Genomic DNA, 22791 nt, shown 5'->3' with positions numbered 1-22791 from the left:
GACGGGGGCGTGTCCCGCGTACGAGGATGTCCGCATGTCAGACACCAAGATCCCGAACCCGAACGAGAGCGGCGGCCCGCTGCCTCGCCAGGTCGCCGACGCCTACGTCGACGACCTCGTCGTCCTCGACCCCGTCAACGGCACGTTCCTCGGCATCAAGGCGAGCCACAGCAAGCTCCCCGACACCTCACCTGCGGGCCAGGAAGCCGTCGCGGAGCTCGCCCGCACGACGCTCGCCCGGCTCGACGAGGCGGAGCGCAGGCCCGGCGCCGACAGCGCGGCCGAACGCCGGTGTGCGCGGCTGCTGCGCGAGCGGCTCACCGCCGAACTCGCCGTCCACGAGGCCGACGAGGGACTGCGCGCGGTCGGCAATCTGCACACGGTTCCGCACGCGGTGCGCGAGATCTTCACCATGACGCCGATGGAGACGGACGAGGACTGGGCGGCGATCGCCGAACGGCTGCGTGCCGTGCCCGCCGCCTACGAGGGATATCGCGCGTCGCTCGAACTAGGCCTGGAGCGCAAGCTGTTCGCGGCTCCCCGGCCGACGGCCGTCTTCATCGAGCAGCTCGGCGAGTGGGCGGGCCCCGGCGGCGACGAGGGCCGCGGCTGGTTCGAGGAGTTCGCCGCGGACGGGCCCGACTCGCTCAGGGCCGAGCTGGACGACGCGGCCCGCGCCGCCACCGCTTCGGTCGTGGCACTGCGCGACTGGATGCGTGATGTGTACGCGCCCGCGATCGAGGGCGCCCCGGAAACGGTCGGCCGGGAGCGTTACGCCCGCTGGTCCCGCTACTTCAACGGCACCGACCTGGACCTCGACGAGGCGTACGCCTACGGCTGGTCCGAGTTCCACCGGCTGCTCGGCGAGATGCGCGCCGAGGCCGAGAAGATCCTGCCCGGCGCCGAGACGCCGTGGGTGGCGCTCGCCCATCTCGACGAGCACGGCACGCACATCGAGGGCGTGGAGGAGGTGCGGGTCTGGCTCCAGGAGCTGATGGACGAGGCGATCGAGGCGCTGAACGGCACCCACTTCGAACTCGCGGAGCGGGTCCGGAAGGTGGAGTCCCACATCGCCCCGCCGGGCGGCGCCGCGGCCCCGTACTACTCGGGTCCGTCGGAGGACTTCTCACGGCCCGGCCGTACGTGGCTGCCGACGATGGGCGAGACCCGTTTCCCCGTCTACGACCTGGTCTCCACCTGGTACCACGAGGGCGTACCCGGGCATCACCTCCAGCTGGCGCAGTGGGCGCACGTCGCGGAGAACCTCTCCCGGTACCAGGCGACCATCGGCATCGTCAGCGCCAACGCGGAGGGCTGGGCCCTGTACGCGGAGCGGCTGATGGACGAGCTCGGCTTCCTCAAGGACGCCGAGCGCAGGCTCGGTTATCTGGACGCCCAGATGATGCGGGCGCTGCGCGTCATCGTCGACATCGGCATGCACCTGGAGCTGGAGATCCCGGCGGACTCGCCCTTCCGCCCGGGTGAACGCTGGACGCCCGACCTCGCGCAGGAGTTCTACGACGCGCACTGCAGCAGGCCGACGGATTACGTCGCGAGCGAGATGACCCGCTACCTCTCGATCCCCGGCCAGGCCATCGGCTACAAGCTGGGCGAGCGGGCCTGGCTCCTCGGCCGTGAGAACGCGCGGCGGCGGCACGGCGAGGCGTTCGACGCGAAGGCGTGGCACATGGCCGCGCTGTCGCAGGGATCGCTGGGACTCGACGATCTGGTGGACGAGTTGTCCGCGCTCTGAGTCCTCAGCAGCCGCAGTCCGCCGCGTCCGCCGGGGCCGTCAGGGTGTCGGGGGCGCGGCGCTCGTCGCCCTCCCAGGTCTCGTACCCGAAGCCCTCGCGGGCCCAGTACTCGAAGCCGCCGAGCATCTCCTTGACCTGGAACCCGAGTTGGGCGAGGGCGAGGGCGGCGCGTGTCGCGCCGTTGCAGCCGGGGCCCCAGCAGTACGTGACGACCGGGACGGACCTGTCCAGGAGTTGCTCCGCCTGCTCGGGGACGAGGGCAGTGGGAAGGTGGATCGCGCCGGGGATGTGGCCCTGGTCCCAGGACGCCGTCGAGCGGGAGTCGACCACGACGAAGCCGGGGTCGCCGTCGGCGGCCAGCGCCGAGGCGACGTCGGAGACGTCGGCGTGGAAGGCGAGGCTCGCGCCGAAGTAGGCGGCGGCCGCCGCCGGGGACGCGGGAGGCACCCGCAGGACGGAGTTCGGGGCCGCGGCCGCTGCGGCCGGGATGCTCGTGGCGGTCGTCACCTGGGTGTTCGTCACTGTGCTCATGGCCAGAAATCTACGGGGGAAGCAACCGGGCCAGAAGGGACGATCACCGGCGTACCTCTTGATCAGCCGGGGATTCCCCTGTTACCTCTCCGTCATGACCGGTTATTCCACGGACGCCACCGACTGGCGCATCCTCGATGTCCTCCAGCGCGAGGGCCGCGCCAGCTACGCCGAGCTGGCCCGCGCCGTCGCCATGTCCCCGAGCGCCGTCACCGAACGGGTCCGCCGCCTGGAGGAGGCGGGCGTGATCCAGGGGTACGCGGCCGTGGTCGACCCGGAGCGTCTCGGCCTCCCCATCCTGGCGTTCGTGCGCCTGCGCTACCCCAACGGTCATTACAAGCCGTTCCACGACCTGGTCGAGGTGACCCCCGAGATCCTGGAGGCCCACCACGTCACCGGCGACGACTGCTTCGTGATCAAGGTCGCCGCGCGCTCCATGGGTCACCTGGAGGAAGTCGCGGGAAAGATCGGCGCGCTGGGTTCGGTGACCACCAGCATCGTCTACTCCTCTCCCCTGCCGAGGCGCCCGCTGGGCCGCTGAGCCGCCAGGGTCCCTCACACCCCGCCGCGCTGCCGCACGACCGACCCCGCGCGCCCCTTCTCGACCTCCAGCTGCGCGTGGACGCGGCGCCGCAGGTCCGCGACGTGGCTCACGATGCCGACGCTGCGGTCCCGCTCGCGCAGTGAGTCCAGGACGTCGAGGACCTCGTCGAGCGTCTGGTCGTCGAGGCTGCCGAAGCCCTCGTCGATGAAGAGCGTGTCGAGCCGTACGCCGCCGGCCTCGTCGGTGACGACGTCCGCGAGGCCGAGCGCGAGGGCGAGCGAGGCGAAGAAGGTCTCGCCGCCCGAGAGCGTGGAGGTGTCGCGTTCGCGGCCCGTCCACGCGTCGACCACGTGCAGCCCGAGGCCCGAACGGCCGCGCCCCGTACGGTCGTCGGAGTGGACGAGGGTGTAGCGGCCCGAGGACATGCGCCGCAGGCGTGCGGTCGCCGCGGCCGCGACCTGTTCGAGCCGGGCCGCGAGGACGTAGGACTCCAGGCGCATCTTGCGTTCGTTGTCCGCCGACGTGCCCGCGGCAAGGCCCGCGAGGCGCGCCACGCGGTCGTGATCGGCACGCAGCGGCGCGAGCCGCCGGGCTCCGGCGGCCGATCGCGCGGAGAGCCGGTCGAGTTCGGCGCAGCGCCGGGTGGCCGCGTCGAGCGCGGAAGCTGCCGCACGGGCCCGCTGGTCGGCGTGCTCGGCTGCTTCCTGGGCGGCCCGGAGGTCGGCCGGCGGCTCCTCGGCGGCGGCGGCCGCGTCCGGCTCGGCGAGGAGGGAGCGCACTGCCGCCTCCTCGTTCTGCCACTCGTCGATGCGGCGCTGCAGTTCGCGGTGGGCCGCGTCGTCGAGCAGGGCTTCGGACGCGTCGCCCGGCGTGTCGAACCCGGCACGGAAGGCGGCGTCGGCGAGGCGCGCGTCGGCGTCCTTGAGCCGCTGGGCGGTGTCGTCGGCGACGCGCGCGGCGTCCGCGGCCTCGGTCAGGAGCGCGGCCTGCCGCTCCAGCTGGGCGGCTCGCGCGGCGACGCTGCCGCTGGCTCCCCGCGCGCGGGTCAACTCGGCTTCAAGGCCGGTCTGTTCGCGCTCGAGGGTGTCCCGCAGGGTGGCGCGGGACGCGGCCCGCACGACGGCTTCCTGTCGCGCGGCGACCCTGCGGTCGTGCTCGCGCTCGGCCTGGGCGAGGGATTCCCTCGCGGCGTGCAGCCCGGATGCGCGGCTGTGCGCTTCGGCGTGGTCCCTCCGCAGTTCCTCGACGAGCGCCGAGAGCTGATCGACGGACGGCCCCCGGGGTGCGGCCTCCGGCGCTGCGCTGCCGGTCTCCCCGCTCGACGAACCGAGGGCCGCGGCACCGGCCGCCGCCAACGACTCGCGCACCTCGCCGAGGTGGCGTTCCTCCTGCGTGCGTGCCTCCTCCGCCTGCCGGTGGGCGGCGAGCGCCGACTCCTCCGTGGCGCGGTCGACGTGCCCCGCGCTCCGCGGTGCGGGCGCGGGGTGTTCGGTGGCTCCGCAGACCGCGCAGGGGGCGCCGTCGGCCAGACCGGCGGCCAGTTCCGCCGCGATGCCGGTGAGGCGCTGCTCCTTCAGGGCGAGCCAGTGTTCGTGGGCCGTGCTGGCGCGCTCCCGGGCCGCGAGGGTCCGTTCGTGCGCGGCGGTCACTTCCCCGGTGAGCCGGTCGCGGCGGCGCGCCGCGTCCAACCTGGCCTGGGTGGGCTCCAGTTGCCCCGCGAGATGCTCCGCTCGCGTCGCCGCCTCCTGGGCGGATTCGATGCGCTCCTTGAGCGCGGTCCTGGTCGCTTCCCAGCCGTCGAGCCAGCCCGCGGCCTCGCGAAGGAGTTCGTCGTCGGCACGCTCCTCGCGCTCCAAGGAGGTGCGCTCCGCGCCGAGTTCGGCCAGGCGCCGCTCCGCGCGCCGGGCGGATTCGAGGCCGCCGAGCTCTTCGGCGGCCTTGCGCGCGGCGGCGGCGAGTCCCGCAGCGCCGGATTCGGCGAAGGTGGCGGGCAGTTGCGCCCTCGCCCGTGTCTCGTCGGCGCTCGCGCGGCGGTGTTCCTCCTCGGTGGCCCGGCGCAGGCCGAGCGCGGGGGCGACCCGCTCCGCCTTGCGGGCGCGCTCCATGCGGTCCAGTCGCTCCCGGTGTTCCCCGGCCCTTTCCTGAAGCCGCCCGGATCGCTCCCGCGCCTGGGCGAACCGCGTCTGCAGCCGGTCGAGTTCGCGTACGTCATCGAGGCGGCGCCCCGCGGCGGCCTGCGCGGACTCGGCGGCCGTGAGCGCGCAGTCGGCGACGGTGCGGCGCTCGCGTGCGCTGGTGCGGGCGACGGCGGCCCAGGTCAGCACGGACTCGGCGAGCCCCGGGTCGCCGGGGGAAAGCTCGGGCAGCGGCGACTCGGCCTCGTCGAGGCCGCCCCCGGCTGCCTGTTGCATCCGGTGCGCGTCGGCGAGGAGCTCCCTGTCGCCTTCCCGCACGGCGCCCTCGGCCTCGCGCCGCTGCTCGGCAAGACGCTGCTCGACCGCCGCGAACCTGCGGGTGTCGAAGAGGCGTCCGAGGAGTTTGCCGCGGGCCTCGGCATCGGCCCGCAGGAAGCGCGCGAAGTCGCCCTGCGGCAGCAGCACCACCTGGCAGAACTGCTCCTTGCTCATGCCGAGCAGCTGCGTGATCTCCTCGCCGATCTCCTGGTGGGAGCGGCTGAGGTCCTTCCACGCGTCGGCGTGCGCTTCCCCGGCCTCAAGCTCCCGGAGCCAGCTCTGCGCCTTCTCCATGGTGGTACCGGTGCCGCGCTTCTTCGGGCGCTCCCACGGCGGCTGCCGGGTGACCTCCAACCGGCGTCCGGCGACGGTGAGTTCGAGGCACACCTCCGTGCGCACGCCGGGCTGCGCGTGGTCGCTGCGCAGCGTCACGCCCTGGCCGCTGCCCTGCCGGGGCCCGGGCACCGAGCCGTACAGGCCGTAGCAGACGGCGTCCAGGACGGACGTCTTGCCCGCGCCGGTCGGTCCGTGCAGCAGGAAGAGCCCGGCGGCGGAGAGCTCGTCGAAGTCGATGTCCTGAGTGGTGCCGAAGGGGCCGAACGCGGTGATCCTCAGCCGGTGCAGCCTCATCGGGCCACCTCGCGCAGCGTGTCGTCGGCACGGACGGTGTCGAACGCAGCCCGCAGCACCGCCTGTTCGCGTACGTCGGGCCCCGCGCCCCGCACGTGGCTCACGAAGTCCTCGGCGACCTGCTGGTCGCTGCGGCCCTTGAGACGCTGGGCGTACGAGACGTCCGGGTCCTCGGGGGCGCGTTCCGGGTCGAAGACGAGGCTGAGGGTGTGCGGGAAGCGCTCGCAGAGACGGGCCATGGGGTCGTCGGGGCGCACCGGGTCGGTGAGGGTCGCCTCGACCCAGGCCTCCTCGTGGCGGGCGAGGTCCGGGGCGGCGAGCAGCGTCTCGATGTCTCCGCGGATGCGGGCGAGCGGCCGCGGCACCGGGCAGTCGATCCGCTCGGCCGCGATCTCCCCCGCGGGCCCGAGGTCCACGAGCCACATGCTCTTGCGGTGCGTGGACTCGGAGAACGAGTACGGCAGCGGGGAGCCCGAGTAGCGCACGCGCTCGCTGATGGTCTGGCTGCCGTGCAGGTGGCCCAGTGCCACGTAGTCGACGCCGTCGAAGACCCCGGAGGGCACGGCGGCCACCCCGCCGATCGTGATGTCGCGCTCGCTGTCGCTGGCCTCGCCGCCGGTGACGAAGGCGTGCGCGAGGACGACGGAACGGGTGCCCGGCGTACGGTCGGCCAGGTCGGCGCGGACCCGCTCCATGGCGGCGCCGAGCACCGCCTCGTGCCCGGCCTTCGGCACCGCGAACTCGTCCTTGACCAGCGCGGGTTCGAGATAGGGCAGGCCGTAGAACGCCACGTCCCCGTGGCCGTCGGCCAGGACCACCGGGTCCGCGCAGGCGGCGGGCGCGGTGCGCAGGTGGATGCCGGCGCGGCCGATGAGTCCGGCACCGACCCCGAGCCGGCGCGCCGAGTCGTGGTTGCCGGAGATCATCACCGTGGGGACACCGAGGTCCGCGAGCCGGTGCAGCGCGTCGTCGAAGAGCTCGACGGCGGCGAGCGGCGGGACCGCCCTGTCGTACACGTCGCCGGACACGACGACGGCGTCCACGTCGCGCTCACGCACCGTGGTGACGAGGTGGCCGATGAACTCGGCCTGGGCGCCGAGCATGTTCACGCGGTGGAACGCCCGGCCCAGATGCCAGTCGGACGTGTGCAGAATTCTCAAGACGCCGCTCCGGCCCGCATGCTCACTTTCCCCTCCTACGCCCCGGACCAAGGACCGCCCCAGCACGGGCCCCGCCGACAGCACCCACCACGCTAGCGCCTGTCGGCACCTGCTCCATCACGAACGTCGATCTGTCACGGAGAGGACGGCGGCTGCGCGGGCTGCGACGGGGGCGGCTGCTCCTGCTCCGAGGAGGGCGTCAGCGGGGCGGACGGCGACGAGGGTTCGCCGGAGGAGGGGGACGCGGAAGAGGGCGAAGAGGACGAAGGGGGCGAAGAAGGCGAGCTCGACGAGGGTGACGACGACGCGGACGACGAGGACGGGGACGGCGACGGCTGGTTCACCGGCGGCTCGGTCCTCGTGTCACCGGTGCCGGTGTCGCCCTTGTCACGTTCGAACCAGTCGCCGCTCTTCGGGTCGTACATGACGAACTCGTTCACGACCTGGGTGGCCGGTGCCACGACCACGACGTCCGACGACCGGTAGCCCGGCCACGCGTCGCCCTTCGGCTTCGGGGTGCTCTTCTGCGCGACGGGGGGCAGCAGGGGGTTGCCGCAGGCGCAGCGCACGCGGGGCACGCCCCGGTCGTCGACGAGCACTGCGGTCCCGGCCTGCAGGACCGCCTGATAGGCGGTGGGGGCGCCGTCGCGGTAGCCGTGATTGGTGACGCGGGTGTCCATGCGCAGCTGTACGGGTGTGAGCGCCCGCAGGTACGCGGGGACGGCGGACGCGTCGAGGTCGAGGACCGAGGCGAACGCCTTGTTCTTCGCCGGGTCCTTCTTCAGGGCGTCCACCTGCTTCTCCACGTCGCAGCTGCCGACCTTCCGTGTCCCGCCGTAGAGGCCGGGAGCGCCGCCGTCGACGCCGCGCGTCACGTTGGCCGACGCCGAGGAGCTCGGCAGGGCGCTCGGCGACGGCGGCGTGGAGTCGCCCCGGGCCGTCGACTCGGTGAACGGGTCGGGGCCTTGCTTCCCTGCGGGCTGGAGGGCGACCTCGCCGCCGGACTCCGAGTTGCCGTCCGGCCGTGTGAGGACGACGGTCAGCACCACGGCGGCCACAAGGACGAGGGAGATCGCCGCCACCCGCGGCGCCGACTTCCACCAGGGGCGCTCCGGCTTCCCGCCACCACCGGGGCCCGGTTCGGGGCTCGCGCCACCCGGCGGCGGGCCCGGAGGCTCCGATGGGCCGCTCGGTGGACCACCCGGGGCCCCGCCGGATCGCGAAGGGCCTGGCCCCGAGGGGCCGGGCTGTGCAGGGCCAGGCTGTGCAGGGCCAGGCTGTGAAGGGCCCGAGAGCGGGCCGGACGGGGGTCCTGTGGGGCGTCCTGACGACGGCGGTTCGGCGCTCACGAGCTCTTCTTCCCTGCGTAGGGGATGTGCGGCGCTCAGAACCGATAAACCATGCTTTCGCTCGATCCGTACGCCTCATACCGTTACGCGCCTATTGTGTGTCCCGCCTCCCCGGGGCCCGCAAGCCGACGCGGTCGGCCCTCCCGACGGGCGGACCTCGGCGGCGCTGCATAGCGTGACAACGTGAGCGACCAGACACCGCCCGGGCAGGCAGGCGCACAGCCCGCATTCGCGAGCCGGCGGGCCCCCCACGGCTGGATCCACGCCCTCCTCGCGGTGCTCGGCGCGCTGGTGGCCATGGCCGTAGTCGCCGCGCTCGGCCTGTGGGCCGCCGGGGCCGCGGATCTGCCCGGCGGCGCGTTCCCGCGTGTCGTGGCGGCCGTCGTCGTGATGGCGGTCGGCGGTTCCGTCGGGCTCTCCGGTGACGCCGGGGCGATCGCCGAGACGAACGCGGGGCTCTCCGTGCTGCCCCTGTCGGTCACTCTCACCGGGGCTCTGGTGATCGCCGCCGGGTTCCTCAGGCCGCTGCGGCACCGGGCCGTCGCCGACACCGGGGAACTCGCCGGCTGGGCCGCGCGGTTCGCCGTGCTGTGGGTGCTGCTGCTCGTCGGACTCGGCCTGCTGGCGCGCCACCGCTTCACGATCACGCTCGGGGAGGGGCCCGCCGCCGACATCGGCGATCTGCTTGACGCCTCGCCCAAGGTCGGCTTCGAGACGGATGTGCCGCTGACCATCCTCTTCGGGCTGCTGTGGCTCGCGGGTGTCCTCCTCGTGGCGCTGCTGGTCTCCCGCGGGGCGCCGCTCCCGGGCCGCCTGGTGCGCTTCCAGGAGTCGGTGCGTCCCGCGGCGCACGCCATGGTCGTCCTGCTGCTCGCGTACGTCGCCCTGGGGCTCGTGGCCGGGCTTGTCGTGGCGGTGACCAAGGGGCACGCGGCCGAGACGCTCGCGGTGCTGCTGCTCGGCCTTCCCAACCTCGTCTGGCTCGCGTTCACCATCGGCCTCGGCGCGTCCTGGGAGGGCCGCGTGGACGGTCCTTTCGGGCTGCCCATGCCGAAGGTCCTGGACGAGGTGCTGCGCACTCCGGCCGACTCCACGCTCAGTCTGCGAACGCTCGCCGAACACGACAGGCGGGTGTGGTGGCTGCTCGTGGTCGCGGCGGCCTTGGTGCTGGGCGCCGCATTCCTCATGGCGGCGCGCTCACCCGCGAGGATGCGGGTTTGGCAGCACGCCGTGCACATGGCGGTGGCGCTGACCCTGACGGTGCTCGCCGTCTGTCTGCTCGCCCGCCTTTCCGCCCATTACGGCCTGTCGCTCCTGGGCATCGGCGATCTGGGCGGCGGCCTCTCGGGCCTGGTGAAGCTGGAGCCGAATCTGGGGACCGCGCTCATCCTCGCCCTGGCGTGGGGCCTGGTCACCGGTTTCATCGGCGGCCTGCTGGCGCGCGGGGTGCACCGGCGCGGCGAGGTGGAGAAGGACGGGCGCTCGCCCTCCTAGCCGGTGAGCCGGTCGCCCTCCTAGCCGGTGAGCCGCCGGAAGACGGGGCGCGCCCAGCTCGGCGGTTCCGGGGGCGCTCCCGGGTCCGCCGGGGCTCCGGCCACCCGGAAATCCACCTGTGTGGGGGCGTGGCCCTCCGCGCCGCCCGTGGCCGCGGAGCGCAGCGCGGCCGCGAATTCCAGGCAGGAGCCGTACCGGTCCTCCGGGCGCTTGGCCAGCGCCTTCGCCAGGACGCCGTCGAGGGCGGCGGGGACCTCGGGGCGGATCTCCGTCAGCCGGGGCGGCTGGTCGTACTGGTGGGCCCAGAGCAGCGCCATGTCGTCGTCGCGCTGGAAGGGCGGCCCGCCGGCCATGGTCTCGTGGACGACACAGGCGAGGCTGTAGACGTCGCACCGGCCGTCCACGGGACGTCCGGATATCTGCTCCGGCGCCACGTAGTCGAGGGTTCCCACGAACTGTCCGACGGTCGTGAAGCCGGTCAGCGACAGCGATTTCTTCGTCAGGCCGAAGTCCGTGAGGTAGACGTGCTCCGGGTGGTCGCTGTCCGTGCCCTTGGCCACGAGGATGTTGCCGGGTTTGACGTCACGGTGGACCAGGCCGTGGTCGTGGGCCGCGTCGAGCGCGGAGGCGACCTGGGCGGCGATGCGGAGGGCCGCTCCGACGGGCAGGGGGCCCGAGTCGTCGAGCAGATGCCGCAGATCGAGCCCCGGGACGTACCGCATGGCGATGTAGAGCACACCATCCGTCTCGCCCGCCTCGAAGACCGGCACGATGTGCGGATGCTCGATCGCGGCGGCGACGCGTGACTCGTGCGTGAAGCGCTGCCGGAAGGTGTCGTTGCGCGCGAGTTCGGGTGCGAGCAGCTTCAGGGCGACGGTCCGGTCCAGGCGCAGATCCTTGGCGCGGTAGACGACGGCCATCCCGCCCCGCCCGATCTCACGCTCGACCCGGTATCCGGCGATCTGCTGTCCGACCAGCTCGGAGGGCCGCCCGGAGCGGGGACTCGGGCTCGCGGGCACGTCGTCGCGCGGCACGGCCTCCATCACCCGTCACCGGACCGGACCGCCGGGCCGTCGACCGTGACGGGAGGGATACGACGGGTGGGTTCTCCGGCGGAGGGGTCGGGGGCGGAGGCGGGGTCGTCGCGGTATGTCGCGGGGGCGGAGGCAGGGTCGTCGCGATATGTCGCGGAGGCGGAGGCAGGGTCGTCGCGGTACGTGGCGGGGGCGGCCGCAGGTTCTTCGCGAGACGTCGCGGAGGCGACCTCAGGCTCTCCCCGAGACGTCGCGGAGGCGGCCCCAGGCTCTCCCCGAGACGTCGCGGAGGCGGCCCCAGGTTCTTCGCGATACCTCGCGGAGGCGCGGCGTGCGTCTTCGCCGTACGAGGCAGGAGCGAGCCCTTCAGTGCCCTCGCCACCCGAGGCCGCCCCGGCCCCAGCCCCCGCCACGGCCTCGACCACCTGCGTCGGCTCGGGTGAGCCGGCCGCAGCCCCGCCCCGCTCACCCACCGACCCGCGAGCGTCACCGGTCTCGCCATGCCGCCCGAAAGCCGGGCCCGCGTCACGAACACCCCCGACCACCTGCGTCGGCTCCGGACGGGCCGCCCCGCCCGCGCTCGCGCCCCGCTCATCCGCGGGCGCTCCGTGAACGCTCGGGGTCTCCCCCGTCGCGTACGTGCTGAGCCGGGTCCCGTCGCAGTACACCCACCGCTCGTGTTCGGCGTCGTAGAGCCACATCGAGTCGCCGTCCACGACCACGCCCACGCGCAGTCCACGGGTCCGCTGCCGGAATGTTTCCGCGTCGGTCTCACCGGCCGCCAGTTCCCGCGTCGCGCGGCGGTAGTCGCCCAGTGCCTCCTCGGTGCGGGCAAGAAGCGGGCCCGGGTCCGCCGTACGGGTCAGGGGGTGGCCCGCGGCGGGCGGGTCCGCCGGTACGGCGATCAGGAGGCGGCCGTCGACCCAGGCCGACCAGTCGTTCGCGCAGACGATCCGGGCCCAGTCACCGAGCCGGTCGACCAGTTGGACGGGCAGGAGCGCGTCGAGCGGCGTCGTCGGGCGGTTCACGTCCGGCGCCTCCCAGGCGGAGAGACCGTCCTGGGGGACGACGTGCGTGGGGCGGAAGTCCGCGGTTGTCATCTCGTGTGCTCCTGCCTCCTGCCACTCCTGCTTCGGTCTCCGCGCGCCGCGCGCCGCTCGCTACTTCCGCATCACCGCGGGTTCGTGCCGTCTCAGCAGCCTCGCCACCAGGTAGCCGAACACGACCGAGAGGACCACCAACATGCCCATGTTGAGCAGCCAGACGCCCGCCGAGTGCCGGAAGAGGGGATCGGCGGTCAGCTCGCCCGGCACGATCCTGCCGAGGCCGATCGTCCCCGCCATCGCGCCCAGCGCCCACCGGGACGGCACGAGCCACGCCAGCTGTTCCACGCCGGGCACGCCGTGCAGTTTCAGGAGGGCGCCGCAGAACACCACCTGCACGATGGCGAGCAGCACGAGCAGCGGCATCGTCACTTCTTCCTTGCGCACGAGCGCCGAGACCAGGAGCCCCAGCATCATCGCCGTGAAGGCCAGCAGCGCCACCGCCACGGTGATCTCGACCAGGGGTGGCAGCAGCACGCCCTCGCCGCCGGGTGCGTTGAGGTCGACGCCGAGCAGCGCCACCAAGGTCAGCACGACGGCCTGGAGGACGGTGATCGTTCCGAGTACGACGACCTTGGACATCAGGTACGCCGATCTGGAGAGCCCGACCGCTCGCTCGCGCCGGTAGATGACACGTTCCTTGACCAGTTCGCGCACGGCGTTGGCCGCGCCGGTCAGGACTCCGCCCACGCAGAGGATGAGCAGCGCGTTCAGCGCCGTCTCCTGCGTCAGCCTGCTTCCGGCCAGCGCGCGGGCCATGGCGCCCATCACGAACGGCAGCGCGATCATGATCGCGAGGAAGGTCCGGTCGGCGCCGAGCGCGGCAGCGTACCGCCGTACCAGTGTCCGGAGTTGGGAGCCCCAGCTCTGCGCCTTGGGCGGCGGTGCGAACGCGGCGACCGGAGCCACGCCGCCCTGCGGCATCGGCGGCTGCGCCGAGGAGTTGACGATGTACCGCTGGTGGAAGGGCGACTGCCGGTACTCCCCCGCCCAGTCCCGGTCGCGGTCCCCCTCGAAGGCCTCGAACGCCTCGGGCCACTCCTCGAAGCCGAAGAACGGGAGTGCGTCCTTGGGAGGACCGTAGTAGGCGATCTTGCCGCCCGCGGCGAGCACGAGGAGCCGGTCGCAGCCGTCGAGGCTGAGCACGCTGTGCGTGACGACGATGACCGTCCGGCCGTCGTCGGCGAGGCCGCGCAGCATGTGCATCACCGAGCGGTCCATGCCCGGGTCGAGCCCGGACGTGGGTTCGTCGAGGAAGAGCAGGGACGGTTTCGTCAGGAGTTCGAGGGCGACGCTCACGCGCTTGCGCTGTCCGCCGGAGAGGCTGTGGATGGGCTGGTCGACGCGCTGTTCGAGGCCGAGTTCGCGGATGACCTCGTCGACCCTGGCCCGGCGTTCCGCCTTCTCGGTGTCCTGCGGGAAGCGCAGTTCGGCGGCGTATCCGAGGGCGCGGCGCACGGTGAGCTGCGCGTGCAGGATGTCGTCCTGCGGCACGAGACCGATGCGCTGACGGAGTTCGGCGTAGTCGCGGTAGAGATCGCGGCCGTCGTAGAGGACCGTGCCGTCGTCGGCGGGGCGCAGGCCGGTGAGGGCGTTGAGGAGGGTGGACTTCCCGGCGCCGCTGGGCCCGACGACGGCGAGCAGACACTTCTCGCCGACGGGGAAGGAGATCTTGTCGAGGAGCGTCTTGCGGCCCTTGTCGACGGCGACCGTCAGCTCCTGGACGTCGAGCGAGACCTCGCCGGTGTCGACGTACTCCTGGAGCTGGTCGCCGACGAGGCAGTACGCGCGGTGGCCGACGCCGACGATGTCCCCGGGCGCGACCGGGGCGCGGCCGACGGGCTGGCCGTTGAGGTAGGTGCCGTTGTGGCTGCCGAGGTCGACGATCTCGTAGCTGCCGTCCGCGAGGACCCGCAGCTCGGCGTGGCGGCGCGAGACGACCAGGTCGTCGATGACCAGGTCGTTGTCAGCGGCGCGGCCGATGCGAACGGTGCGGGCGGGCAGCGGGCGCACGCTCGTGGGCTGCCGGAAGGTGCCGGTGGCCGAGGGGGTGCGGACGGCGGAGGGGCGCTCGGGGGCGGCGGGCGGGGGCGGCGTACGGCCGACGAGCACCGCGCGCGGGCCGTCGGTGACGCTGCCGAAGCGCAGGACGCTGCCGGCGCCGACGTCCCACTCCTGGACGCGCTGCCCGTCGGCGTAGGTGCCGTTCGTGCTGTGCTCGTCCTCGATCGTCCAGTGGTCGCGCTCGGCGTGCAGGACGGCGTGGTGCCAGGAGACACGGGCGTCGTCGATGACGACGTCGCACAACGGGTCGCGCCCGACGTGATAGTCCCGGCTCGGACTCATCACCGTGGAGCCGCTGTCGGTCTCCAGGACGAGTTCGGGCGCAGACGGAGCTGCGGACCGCTCTCCCATGCCCGAATTCTACCCATTCGCACGCATTCACGCCTGGGCTCGGGCAGCAGCCGGACATCAGGCGTCCCCGTACGCCTCTCCGCCGGGCTCGAAGACCGCGGCGCCCGCGGTCGCGTCCGCCAGCCAGGCCTTGAAGGGCTCGACGTCGGCGTCGGGAAGGCCGATCTCGATGGTCACCGCGTCGCCGTACCGCACGTCACGCACCTCGCGCCCCGCCGACCGCAGATCGTTCTGGATCTTGCCCGCGCGCTGGTGGTCGACCGTGACGGTGGCGAGCCTGAAGCGCCTGCGGGTCAGCGTGCCGACCGCGTCGAGCGCCTCACCGACCGCACCTCCGTAGGCCCTGATCAGACCGCCGGCGCCGAGCTTGACCCCGCCGTAGTAGCGGGTCACGACGGCGACGACGTACCGCATGTCGCGGCGCAGCAGCATCTGGAGCATCGGCACACCGGCGGTACCGCCGGGCTCCCCATCGTCGCTCGCCTTCTGCACCCCGGCGTCGGCCCCGATGACGTATGCGAAGCAGTTGTGCGAGGCGGACGGGTGCTCCTTGCGGATGCGCGCGACGAACGCCTGGGCCTCCTCCTCGGTGGCCGCGGGCGCGAGGGCGCACAGGAAGCGCGAGCGGTTGATCTCGGTCTCGTGCACGGCCTCGCGGGCCACTGTGCGGTACTCGTCGTGCATCCCGCCAGACTAGGCCCCCGCTCGGGGGGCGGCCCCGGTACGGTGATCCGTTGTGACGTCACCTTCGAATCGCGTACGCCAAGTCCCCGGCGCCACTGACGTGTTGGGGTCACTGCTCGCCGCCGCGCCCGTCACCGTCGTGGAGACCCGCGAGGATCCGGCCGATCCCTTCCTGTTTCCCGAGGAAGCGGACGTCGTGGCGCGGGCCGTGGACAAGCGGCGCCGCGAGTTCGCCACGGTCCGGCAGTGCGCCCGCACCGCACTGGCCGAGCTCGGCGTGCCGCCCGTGCCGATCCTGCCGGGGCCCAAGGGCGCGCCGCGCTGGCCCGACGGCATCGTCGGCAGCATGACGCACTGCGCGGGCTACCGCGCCGCCGTCGTGGCCCGCGCCTCGGCGGTCCTTTCCGTGGGCATCGACGCGGAACCGGCTGCTCCGCTCGCCGACACCGACGTCCTGAAGCTGGTGTCGGACGAGTCGGAGCGGGCGGCCCTCGCCGATCTTGGCGCCCGGCACCCCGGCGTTCCCTGGGACCGGCTGCTCTTCAGCGCCAAGGAATCCGTCTACAAGGCGTGGTTCCCGCTGACCGGCCGCTGGCTCGGCTTCGAGGACGCGCGTCTCGACCTGGCCCCGGACGGCACGTTCACCGCGGCGCTCCTCGTCCCCGGGCCGACCGTGGCGGGGCGTGAGCTGACGGGCTTCGCGGGCACCTGGCTGATACGTGACGGCGTGGCCGTCACCGCCATCGTCCTGCCGCTCACGCCTGCCCCGCCCGGAAGGTAGGCACCCCGGCGAGCCAGGTACCCAGCACCCGTACATGCCGGATGGCCATCGGATCGACGGCACGCGGATCGGCGGAGAGCCTGACCAGGTCCGCGGGCGCGCCGGGCACGAGCGCGCCGCGGTCGTCCGCACCGGCCTGGTGGGCGACACCGCTGGTGGCCGCGGCGAGCGCCTGCTCCACGGTGAGCCGCTGGTGCGGGGTCCAGCCGCCTTCGGGCAACCCGTCGAACGTGCGCCTGGTGACCGCGACTTGGATGCCCTCCAGCGGCTCGTACGAACTCACGGGCCAGTCGCTGCCGAAGGAGAGCCGCACCCCGTCGCGGGCCAACTCCCCCATCGCGTACTGCCGGTCGGAGCGTTCGGCGCCGATCCGTGGCATGGAGAGATCGGTCTGGAGCGGGTCGGGCTGCGCCCACAGGGGCTCGAAGTTGGCGATGACGCCGAGCGCGGCGAAGCGCGGCAGGTCGGCCGGGTCGACGAGCTGGACGTGGGTGATCACGGGGCGCCGGTCCCAGGCCGGATTGGCTCGGGTGGCGGCCTCCACGGCGTCGAGTGCGGCCCGTACGCCCGCGTCACCGATGGCGTGGATGTGCGTCCGGAAGCCGTCGGCGTCGAACGCGCACACCGCTTCGGTGAGCGCGCCCGGTTCCCACACGGGCATGCCGCAGCTGTGCGGCGCGTCGAGATAGGGGTCGAGCAGGGCAGCCGTACCGCCCTCGATCACGCCGTCGCTGAAGTACTTCACCGTGCGCGCCGACAGCATCGGGCCGCCTTCGGCGTTCACCCGCGCACGCGCCGCGTCGAACTGCTTGCGCTGCTCGCGCCAGCGGTCGGGGTCGGCGCGCTGGGCCAGGTCCACGCGGACGCTCAGGGCGTCGTGCCGGGCCGCCGCGAGGTAGGCCTCCACCATCTCCGGCTCCACCCAGGCGTCCTGCACCCAGGTGATGCCCGCTCGCGCGTACGCCTGACCCGCCCGGCGCACCGCTTCGACCAGTTCGGCCTCCTCGCGCGTGGGCACCTGATCGAGCACCAGGTCGCAGGCGTGCCACTCGCGCAGGGTGCCCATCGGCGAACCGTCGGGGCGCCGAACGATCCAGCCGAGGCGCGGGTCCGGCGTCGAGTCCCGTACCCCGGCCCTGCGCAGCGCCTCGGAGTTGCACCACACCGTGTGGTAGTCGTGGGCCCGCAGCACGACGGGCCGTTCACTCACCGCCGCGTCGAGCCACCGGGCGTCGAACTCTCCGTCGGGCGCCAGCGCGGGGTCGTAGGACGCGCCGACGACCCACTCCGCCTCCGGATGCGCGTCGGCCCACCGCCCGACCTCCGCGACGATCGCGGCGACCGAGGTGAGGTCCTTGATCCGCGGGCCGAAGCTCTCCAGGCCGCCGAAGAGAGGGTGGGCGTGACCGTCCCCGAAGGCGGGCAGGAGCAGCCCGTCCCCCAACTCGACCACCTCGTGGGCCACTTCGGTCATGCCGCGCGCCTCGTCCCCGAGGGCGACGACGCGTCCGTCACGTACGGCGAGTGCCGTGGTGTCCGCGTGGACATCACTTCCGGTGCGGACCGCCCCCAGGAAGACCCACGTCGCCGTCTCGTCCGCCATGCTGTTCCGCTCCTCCATCACACGCTCTCCGCCATCACACGCTCCCCGCGTCCGTTGTCGTCAGCCGTTGGTACGCCCGCGGATAGCGCCCCGTCACGACGGCCCTGGCCCGTGGCGGCCGGAGCGGCGGTCCCGGGGAGTCAGAGGGCGCGCTCCGGGTCGGCGAGGGTCTCCCAGAACATCGCCTCGTAGCGCTGGAGCAACTTCCCGTGGCGCAGGGCGGATCCGGTCGCGTCGAGACCGTGGCCCATGCCCGCGCGCACCGCGGCGAGCGCCTGCCGCTCCAGGTCGGGTGCGGGCTCGGCGAAGAAGGCGAAGAAACCACAGGCCTCCTCGCTGAAGCCGTACTGCACCGGCAGGGCCTCGGCGAGCGTCGCGCAATAAGCTCCCCAGGACGCGAAGTTGGCGGTCAGGGCGAGGACGACGTCGACGGGCTCGCCGTTCAGGGCGAGCCAGGCCACGTACGCCGGGTAGGCCTGACAGCCGGCCTCCGGCTCGTGGGCCGCGGCGTCGGATGCGTCCACACCGCAGGCCGCGACCAGGCTGCCGAGCCGGTCGAAGGCGAGCGTCTCGCCCGCGGCGAGGGTGCGGAAGAACGCCTCGCACTCGGCTTCGCCCGCCTCGGCCGAGCGTGCGGCCAGGTGCAGGAAGGAGCGGCGGTCGGCGGGGATCACGGAGCGCTGCTCCAGGGCGAGAGCGGTGATCGCGGACCGGTTCGCGGTGCCGTCCGCGAGGCGTGGGACCAGCGGGTTGGCCGCCGGATCGGGCGCGAGCCGCGCCACCACGTCGTCCAGCAGTTCCTGTGCGGTCCGTGTCATCGTCCGTCCTTCCCGCCTTCGGCAGGACCGGCTCTCTTGACGGCCCCTCAAGGAGCGCCACATCGTAACGGGACGCGGCACGAGGGGGCACGCATTCCCGGTTGCTTCTACAGTGTTGTAGTTTTTAGTTCCCGGCCCTGACCACGGTCGGTACGCATTTCACCTCAGGACATCAGGAGGACATCGTGGGAGTTTCCCTGGCCAAGGGCGGCAATGTCTCGCTCAGCAAGGAGGCCCCCGGCCTCACCGCCGTCCTGGTCGGCCTGGGCTGGGACGTCCGCACGACCACCGGCACGGACTACGACCTGGACGCCAGCGCACTGCTCTGCGACGACTCGGGGAAGGTCGTCTCCGACCAGCACTTCATCTTCTACAACCAGCTCAAGAGCCCCGACGGTTCGGTCGAGCACACCGGCGACAACCTCACGGGCGAGGGCGAGGGCGACGACGAGGCGGTGAAGGTGAACCTCGCTCAGGTGCCCGCCGAGATCACGAAAATCGTCTTCCCGGTGTCGATCCACGACGCCGAGAACCGCGGCCAGAGTTTCGGCCAGGTCCGCAACGCCTTCATCCGCGTCGTCAACCAGGCCGACAACGTGGAGATCGCCCGCTACGACCTCTCCGAGGACGCGTCGACCGAGACCGCCATGGTCTTCGGCGAGCTCTACCGCCATGGCGCGGAGTGGAAATTCCGCGCGGTCGGCCAGGGTTATGCCAGTGGGCTGCGCGGCATCGCGTCGGACTTCGGCGTGAATGTCTGACGTACGCGCCTGACGTACACGTCGGACGTGCGCGTCCGGCACGGGCGCGTGGCGCGGTCATCCGACCATCGGCGGCAGAAGGAGCGGGACGTGTACGGCGATCCGGCAACAGTACGCAAGATCCTGACCGAACTCGGGGACACCTGGGCGGTCGTGGGCCTGTCCACGAACGAGGAGCGAGCGGCGTACGGGGTCGCCGGCGTCCTGCAGCGGTACGGGAAGCGGGTCGTCCCGATCCACCCGAAGGCCGAGACGGTGCACGGCGAGAAGGGCTATCCGTCCCTCTCCGCGGTGCCCTTCAAGATCGACGTCGTCGACGTCTTCCTCAACAGCGCCCTCGCGGGCCAAGCCGCCGAGGAAGCCGTCGCGATCGGCGCGCAGGCGGTCTGGTTCCAGCTGGGCGTGATCGACGAGGCGGCGTACGAGCGGACTCGGGCCGCGGGCCTGGAGATGGTGATGGACCGTTGCCCGGCGATTGAACTGCCGATGCTGTGACGCTCCGCCGGGCGTGCGGGGATCGCCCCGCGGGCCCGGCGGGAACCGGTCGCGCGCCCCCGCGCCCCTGACGGGACGCGGGGGCGCGGGTTCTTCAGCCCACGCGTCGCAGTGCCCGCTCCCTGCGTCTTGCCACGGTGGAACCCGATCTCTGCGGGCCATCCGGCGCAGCACGACCGGGGCCACCAGCAGGCCGAGAACGGCCCAGGCACCAAGGGCCGCGGCCGTCTCCCAGTGCCGCCAGGATTCGGCGATCTCGACGGCCGCCGCGCTGTCCGGCAGCAGGGCCGAGCGCATGCCGAGGCCGAGCCAGTGGACGGGGAACGCCTGGGCCCCCCATTGCAGCCAGTCCGGCAGGGCGAGGCCCACCTCGACCATCAGCCGCGAGGTGGCCCGCAACGGCGGGCCGGGGGGTTACCGCGTCGACCACGCCCACCTGGCCACCGAGCGGCGCGCCCGGCGGCGCAAGCGGATCCCGCACCGCGATCCGGCCACGCCCCCCGACGTGTACGGCCGCGACGCCGACGCCGTACGTGACTTCGCCGAAGAACTCGCGGCGCTGATGGTCAGGACCGGGGTGCCCCGCATGGCCGCCCGGGTCCTCGCCCGGCTCATCACCGACGACTCGGGCAGTCTCACCGCCGCGGACCTGGTCCAGCGGCTCCGGGTCAGCGCCGCCTCGGTGTCCCTGGCCGTCCGCTACCTGGAGGGTCTGGAGGTGATCCGACGCGAACGGGAGCCCGGCCACCGTCGCCGGCGGTACGTCATCGACGACGACGTCTGGCTCCGGGCCTGGACGACGAGCGCCCAGAAGCACGCGATGTGGGCGCAGACCGCGCAGCGGGGAGCGGACGTCCTCGACGCGGCGACACCCGCCGGGGCCAGACTCGCCCGGATGAGCCAGTTCTTCGCGACCCTCAGCGACGACATGAGCGGTGGTTCCGGAGCCGTCGAGGACGCCCTGACCGTGCTGGCCGCGCAGCGGCACACGGGCGCATCGCTTTCGGTCGCCCAACTGGCCACCGCACTGGGCTGGCCCCCGGACCGCGTGACCGGGGCCCTGAGCTGCGCCGGGCCGGACCGCCTGACTCCGGCACAGCTCAGGGCCTTGGGGGAAGCCGCGCCTAGAAGCGGCCCGGCGACCGCGGCACGTCAGGCAGCGGCGCCCACCAGGGTGGGGCGTTCGGCTTCCCGCAGGCGCTCCATCAGCGCGATGCGGGCCCGCGCCACGCGCGAGCGGACCGTGCCCACCGGACAGCCGGTGAGCAGCGCGGCCTCCGCGTAGGGCAGCCCGAGGAGTTGGGTGAGGACGAAGGCCTCACGCCGTTCGTCGGGCAGCGTCGCGAGCAGGTCGGCGAGGACCACGCCGTCGTCGAAGCCCGGCAGACCCCTCGGCTGGGCCCGCTCCGCGGCGGACTGCCAGTCGTCCGTGTCGCAGAGACGGGGCCTGGCCGCGGCGTGCCGCAGGCTGTCGATCACCGCGCGCCGGGCGATGGAGAGCAGCCACGTACGGGCGGACGAGCGCCCTTCGAACCGGTGCAGGCTGCCGAGGGCTCGCAGGAACGTGTCCTGCGTCAGGTCGTCGGCGGCCTGCGGGTCGCCGCCGAGGTACGTCACGTACCGGCGGACGTCCCGGTGGAGGGCGCGTACGAAGTGCTCGACCGCTTCGGGGTCTCCGGCGCGGGCGGCGAGCGCCCAGGCCGTTATCGACTCGTCGGGTGAGCTGGGCAGGGCAGGAATGATCACCTGGTGTCCTTCTCGGGAATCCGGGACCCGGATACGCCGTACGTGCGTGCGTCCGACGGGTCCGGTGAGGGGGGGTACGGCCGCGCGAGAGTGCGTACGACCGATGCCCGAGCCGCCCGGCCGCGCGAGAGGGCGCGCGGGAACGGCGTCGGGGAACCAGCTGTCAGGCGACAGCGGTTCCCGCGGGCGGACCCCGAGAAGTGATGGCGTGGACGAGAAGCAGCTGCCGCGGCCGGCCCGCCGAACGGTGGCGATGCGGCCGGATGCGGGGCCGGTGTGCGGGCGTGGGCAGCGCGAGAGGCACCCGCAGCGGGGCAACGAGCCACCCGGCGAAGGCACGCGCGAAACGGAAGGCCGCACGTTCGCCGTGCGCGAGCCAGAGGCCGCAGAGGAGCGCGGCGAGAAGGTGGGCGGTGAGCATGCCGGTCGGAGACATGCCGCTCATGTCGTGGGCGCCGCCCATGTGATCCATGTGCTCCATGGCGGAGCTCGTGGACGACGCGGGCATGGCGGGCATGGCAGGCATGGGTGTCATCGCCGAGTCGGGCATCGGCGCGGACATGGCCGAGCCCTGTGCCCTTCCCGCCCTCCCCATGGAGCCCATGGACCCCCCGGACGCCATGGAATCGGCGCCCATCGGTGCGGTGCAGAGCATGTGCTGCACCCAGCGCCGTACGAGCGGCACTCCGGCCGATGGCTGCGCGGCGGCCTGGGCCAGGGAGAACCCCGAGTGCAGCGCGGCCTGAGCGGCCACCGCCACGGAGACGACCAGGGGCAGCCCCCGTTCGCGCCCGGCCAGCAGCCACGCCGTGCCGCCGACTCCGACGGCTCCGGCTCCCAGCGTCCACCAGGGCAGCGGGGCCCCCGACATCATGACGTGCCCCAGGGCAGCGAGCAGCACACAGGCGGCCGCGAACACCGCAGCCCGTACCGCGCGAGAACACCATCCAGCAGTCATGGCGGGGCCATCCTTGCATTCGCGCCCGTCCTTTCACGGACGGGTACGCGAAATGACCTCGCCGCGCTCACCCGCCCCGCGCGTGTGAGCCACGGCACATCAACTCGCGGGAACCCGACGCCGCCTCTTCCCGACCCTTGAGGGGGTGTTGGCGCACCCGCTCATCGGCCGGGGTCGCCGGAATGCATGTCGCCCATGTCGTCGCCGGAGTGCATGTCGCCCGTGTCCCCCTCATGCGTCCCGCCGCCACCGCCACCGCCGGGCTCCTTGTCCGTCCCGGTCCCCGTCTCGGTCTCGGTCCGCTGTGTGCCGGGTGCGCCCGGTCCGACGGCCGACCCCACGGCGTACGAGACCGCGAAGATCACCGCGAGCAGCGCGAGGAACCCGCAGAGAAGGGGCAACTGGGGGCGGTCGCTCATCGCCGCTCTCCTGACACTCGTGACGCGCCGGCGCGGAACCGTCGCGCCCGCACCTGTTC

19 protein-coding genes and 2 pseudogenes are annotated in these 22791 nt (G+C 73.1%); 7 read left to right on the top strand and 14 right to left on the bottom strand.

What is annotated here, in order from left to right; all coding sequences use genetic code 11:
- The first annotated feature begins 34 nt into the window (after positions 1–34).
- Positions 35–1753 carry a DUF885 domain-containing protein gene (locus tag ACWGIH_RS28835; RefSeq protein ID WP_453451123.1) on the top strand — a complete coding sequence of 573 codons (1719 nt, stop codon included), beginning with the start codon at positions 35–37 and terminating at the stop codon, positions 1751–1753.
- Between the two features lie 4 nt (positions 1754–1757).
- Here ACWGIH_RS28835 and ACWGIH_RS28830 read toward each other — a convergent pair whose 3' ends face one another.
- On the bottom strand, positions 1758–2285 hold the full coding sequence (locus ACWGIH_RS28830; RefSeq protein WP_453451122.1) for a rhodanese-like domain-containing protein: 528 nt from the start codon (positions 2283–2285) through the stop codon (positions 1758–1760).
- A 94-nt stretch (positions 2286–2379) separates the two neighbouring features.
- Here ACWGIH_RS28830 and ACWGIH_RS28825 point away from each other — a divergent pair, with 94 nt between their 5' ends.
- The gene (locus tag ACWGIH_RS28825) at positions 2380–2826 is read left to right on the top strand and encodes an Lrp/AsnC family transcriptional regulator (RefSeq protein WP_365822191.1); all 447 of its coding nucleotides are present in this window, start codon (positions 2380–2382) and stop codon (positions 2824–2826) included.
- Between the two features lie 14 nt (positions 2827–2840).
- On the opposite strand, the gene ACWGIH_RS28820 is transcribed toward ACWGIH_RS28825, so the two are convergent.
- The 3 genes from ACWGIH_RS28820 to ACWGIH_RS28810 form a co-directional block, all read right to left on the bottom strand.
- Positions 2841–5912, bottom strand: coding sequence for an AAA family ATPase (locus tag ACWGIH_RS28820; protein WP_453451121.1), 3072 nt, complete (start codon positions 5910–5912; stop codon positions 2841–2843).
- Positions 5909–7072 carry an exonuclease SbcCD subunit D gene (locus ACWGIH_RS28815; protein WP_453451120.1) on the bottom strand — a complete coding sequence of 388 codons (1164 nt, stop codon included), beginning with the start codon at positions 7070–7072 and terminating at the stop codon, positions 5909–5911. The genes ACWGIH_RS28820 and ACWGIH_RS28815 overlap by 4 nt, the downstream gene beginning before the upstream one ends.
- A gap of 134 nt (positions 7073–7206) precedes the next feature.
- Positions 7207–8421 (bottom strand): DUF6777 domain-containing protein, encoded by a 1215-nt coding sequence (locus ACWGIH_RS28810; protein ID WP_453451118.1) that lies wholly within the window; start codon positions 8419–8421, stop codon positions 7207–7209.
- A gap of 183 nt (positions 8422–8604) precedes the next feature.
- Here ACWGIH_RS28810 and ACWGIH_RS28805 point away from each other — a divergent pair, with 183 nt between their 5' ends.
- Positions 8605–9915 (top strand): streptophobe family protein, encoded by a 1311-nt coding sequence (locus ACWGIH_RS28805; RefSeq protein ID WP_453451117.1) that lies wholly within the window; start codon positions 8605–8607, stop codon positions 9913–9915.
- A 20-nt stretch (positions 9916–9935) separates the two neighbouring features.
- On the opposite strand, the gene ACWGIH_RS28800 is transcribed toward ACWGIH_RS28805, so the two are convergent.
- Genes ACWGIH_RS28800 through ACWGIH_RS28785 form a run of 4 tightly spaced genes read right to left on the bottom strand, consistent with a single transcriptional unit; the run spans position 9936 to position 15151 of the window.
- Complete coding sequence (locus tag ACWGIH_RS28800) at positions 9936–10958, bottom strand: serine/threonine-protein kinase (RefSeq protein ID WP_453451116.1); 1023 nt, start codon at positions 10956–10958, stop codon at positions 9936–9938.
- Positions 10958–12049 carry a hypothetical protein gene (locus ACWGIH_RS28795; RefSeq protein WP_453451115.1) on the bottom strand — a complete coding sequence of 364 codons (1092 nt, stop codon included), beginning with the start codon at positions 12047–12049 and terminating at the stop codon, positions 10958–10960. The genes ACWGIH_RS28800 and ACWGIH_RS28795 overlap by 1 nt, the downstream gene beginning before the upstream one ends.
- A 60-nt stretch (positions 12050–12109) precedes the next feature.
- Positions 12110–14467: an FHA domain-containing protein gene (locus tag ACWGIH_RS28790; RefSeq protein ID WP_453451114.1), complete on the bottom strand. Its 2358-nt coding sequence runs from the start codon at positions 14465–14467 to the stop codon at positions 12110–12112.
- Between the two features lie 57 nt (positions 14468–14524).
- Positions 14525–15151, bottom strand: a complete 627-nt coding sequence (locus ACWGIH_RS28785) for a YigZ family protein (protein ID WP_453451113.1) — start codon at positions 15149–15151, stop codon at positions 14525–14527.
- Between the two features lie 103 nt (positions 15152–15254).
- On the opposite strand from ACWGIH_RS28785, the gene ACWGIH_RS28780 reads away from it, so the two are divergent.
- A complete protein-coding gene (locus ACWGIH_RS28780; RefSeq protein ID WP_453451155.1) occupies positions 15255–15932 on the top strand; it encodes a 4'-phosphopantetheinyl transferase family protein in 678 nt (225 codons plus the stop codon).
- On the opposite strand, the gene ACWGIH_RS28775 is transcribed toward ACWGIH_RS28780, so the two are convergent.
- Together ACWGIH_RS28775 and ACWGIH_RS28770 are read right to left on the bottom strand one after the other, a co-directional pair.
- Positions 15907–17535 carry an amidohydrolase gene (locus ACWGIH_RS28775; RefSeq protein ID WP_453451112.1) on the bottom strand — a complete coding sequence of 543 codons (1629 nt, stop codon included), beginning with the start codon at positions 17533–17535 and terminating at the stop codon, positions 15907–15909. The genes ACWGIH_RS28780 and ACWGIH_RS28775 overlap by 26 nt on opposite strands.
- Before the next feature lie 140 nt (positions 17536–17675).
- Positions 17676–18353 (bottom strand): thiaminase II/PqqC family protein, encoded by a 678-nt coding sequence (locus ACWGIH_RS28770; protein WP_453451111.1) that lies wholly within the window; start codon positions 18351–18353, stop codon positions 17676–17678.
- 185 nt (positions 18354–18538) lie between these two features.
- Here ACWGIH_RS28770 and ACWGIH_RS28765 point away from each other — a divergent pair, with 185 nt between their 5' ends.
- Entirely contained in the window at positions 18539–19114 is a 576-nt protein-coding gene (locus tag ACWGIH_RS28765; protein WP_363206712.1) for a TerD family protein, read from the top strand.
- A 90-nt stretch (positions 19115–19204) separates the two neighbouring features.
- A complete protein-coding gene (locus ACWGIH_RS28760) occupies positions 19205–19609 on the top strand; it encodes a CoA-binding protein (protein ID WP_363313172.1) in 405 nt (134 codons plus the stop codon).
- 94 nt (positions 19610–19703) lie between these two features.
- Here ACWGIH_RS28760 and ACWGIH_RS28755 read toward each other — a convergent pair.
- Positions 19704–19969 (bottom strand): annotated as a pseudogene (locus tag ACWGIH_RS28755) (ABC transporter permease); the annotation flags it as partial.
- Here ACWGIH_RS28755 and ACWGIH_RS28750 point away from each other — a divergent pair.
- Positions 19905–20354 (top strand): annotated as a pseudogene (locus ACWGIH_RS28750) (MarR family transcriptional regulator); the annotation flags it as partial. The pseudogenes ACWGIH_RS28755 and ACWGIH_RS28750 sit on opposite strands and share 65 nt — an antisense overlap.
- Before the next feature lie 407 nt (positions 20355–20761).
- Here the strand turns inward: ACWGIH_RS28750 and ACWGIH_RS28745 are convergent.
- The 3 genes from ACWGIH_RS28745 to ACWGIH_RS28735 all read right to left on the bottom strand — a co-directional run bounded on the left by ACWGIH_RS28745 (position 20762) and on the right by ACWGIH_RS28735 (position 22732).
- Positions 20762–21355 (bottom strand): sigma-70 family RNA polymerase sigma factor, encoded by a 594-nt coding sequence (locus tag ACWGIH_RS28745; protein WP_453452628.1) that lies wholly within the window; start codon positions 21353–21355, stop codon positions 20762–20764.
- A gap of 163 nt (positions 21356–21518) precedes the next feature.
- Positions 21519–22313: a hypothetical protein gene (locus ACWGIH_RS28740; protein WP_453452626.1), complete on the bottom strand. Its 795-nt coding sequence runs from the start codon at positions 22311–22313 to the stop codon at positions 21519–21521.
- 161 nt (positions 22314–22474) lie between these two features.
- Positions 22475–22732: a hypothetical protein gene (locus tag ACWGIH_RS28735; RefSeq protein WP_453452624.1), complete on the bottom strand. Its 258-nt coding sequence runs from the start codon at positions 22730–22732 to the stop codon at positions 22475–22477.
- Positions 22733–22791 lie beyond the last annotated feature (59 nt).

The organism is Streptomyces sp. NPDC054872, assembly GCF_053610705.1.
The sequence above is the reverse complement of the archived record's forward strand: the minus strand, read 5'-3'. Positions and strand labels throughout refer to the sequence as shown.

Bases quoted from the DNA above. Each gene is read 5' to 3' on its own strand.
- ACWGIH_RS28830 (WP_453451122.1), bottom strand. From the start codon at position 2,285: ATGAGCACAGTGACGAACACCCAGGTGACGACCGCCACGAGCATCCCG.
- ACWGIH_RS28770 (WP_453451111.1), bottom strand. From the start codon at position 18,353: ATGACACGGACCGCACAGGAACTGCTGGACGACGTGGTGGCGCGGCTC.
- ACWGIH_RS28835 (WP_453451123.1), top strand. From the start codon at position 35: ATGTCAGACACCAAGATCCCGAACCCGAACGAGAGCGGCGGCCCGCTG.
- ACWGIH_RS28775 (WP_453451112.1), bottom strand. From the start codon at position 17,535: ATGGCGGACGAGACGGCGACGTGGGTCTTCCTGGGGGCGGTCCGCACC.
- ACWGIH_RS28785 (WP_453451113.1), bottom strand. From the start codon at position 15,151: ATGCACGACGAGTACCGCACAGTGGCCCGCGAGGCCGTGCACGAGACC.
- ACWGIH_RS28790 (WP_453451114.1), bottom strand. From the start codon at position 14,467: ATGGGAGAGCGGTCCGCAGCTCCGTCTGCGCCCGAACTCGTCCTGGAG.
- ACWGIH_RS28820 (WP_453451121.1), bottom strand. From the start codon at position 5,912: ATGAGGCTGCACCGGCTGAGGATCACCGCGTTCGGCCCCTTCGGCACC.
- ACWGIH_RS28825 (WP_365822191.1), top strand. From the start codon at position 2,380: ATGACCGGTTATTCCACGGACGCCACCGACTGGCGCATCCTCGATGTC.
- ACWGIH_RS28800 (WP_453451116.1), bottom strand. From the start codon at position 10,958: ATGGAGGCCGTGCCGCGCGACGACGTGCCCGCGAGCCCGAGTCCCCGC.
- ACWGIH_RS28795 (WP_453451115.1), bottom strand. From the start codon at position 12,049: ATGACAACCGCGGACTTCCGCCCCACGCACGTCGTCCCCCAGGACGGT.
- ACWGIH_RS28740 (WP_453452626.1), bottom strand. From the start codon at position 22,313: ATGACTGCTGGATGGTGTTCTCGCGCGGTACGGGCTGCGGTGTTCGCG.
- ACWGIH_RS28735 (WP_453452624.1), bottom strand. From the start codon at position 22,732: ATGAGCGACCGCCCCCAGTTGCCCCTTCTCTGCGGGTTCCTCGCGCTG.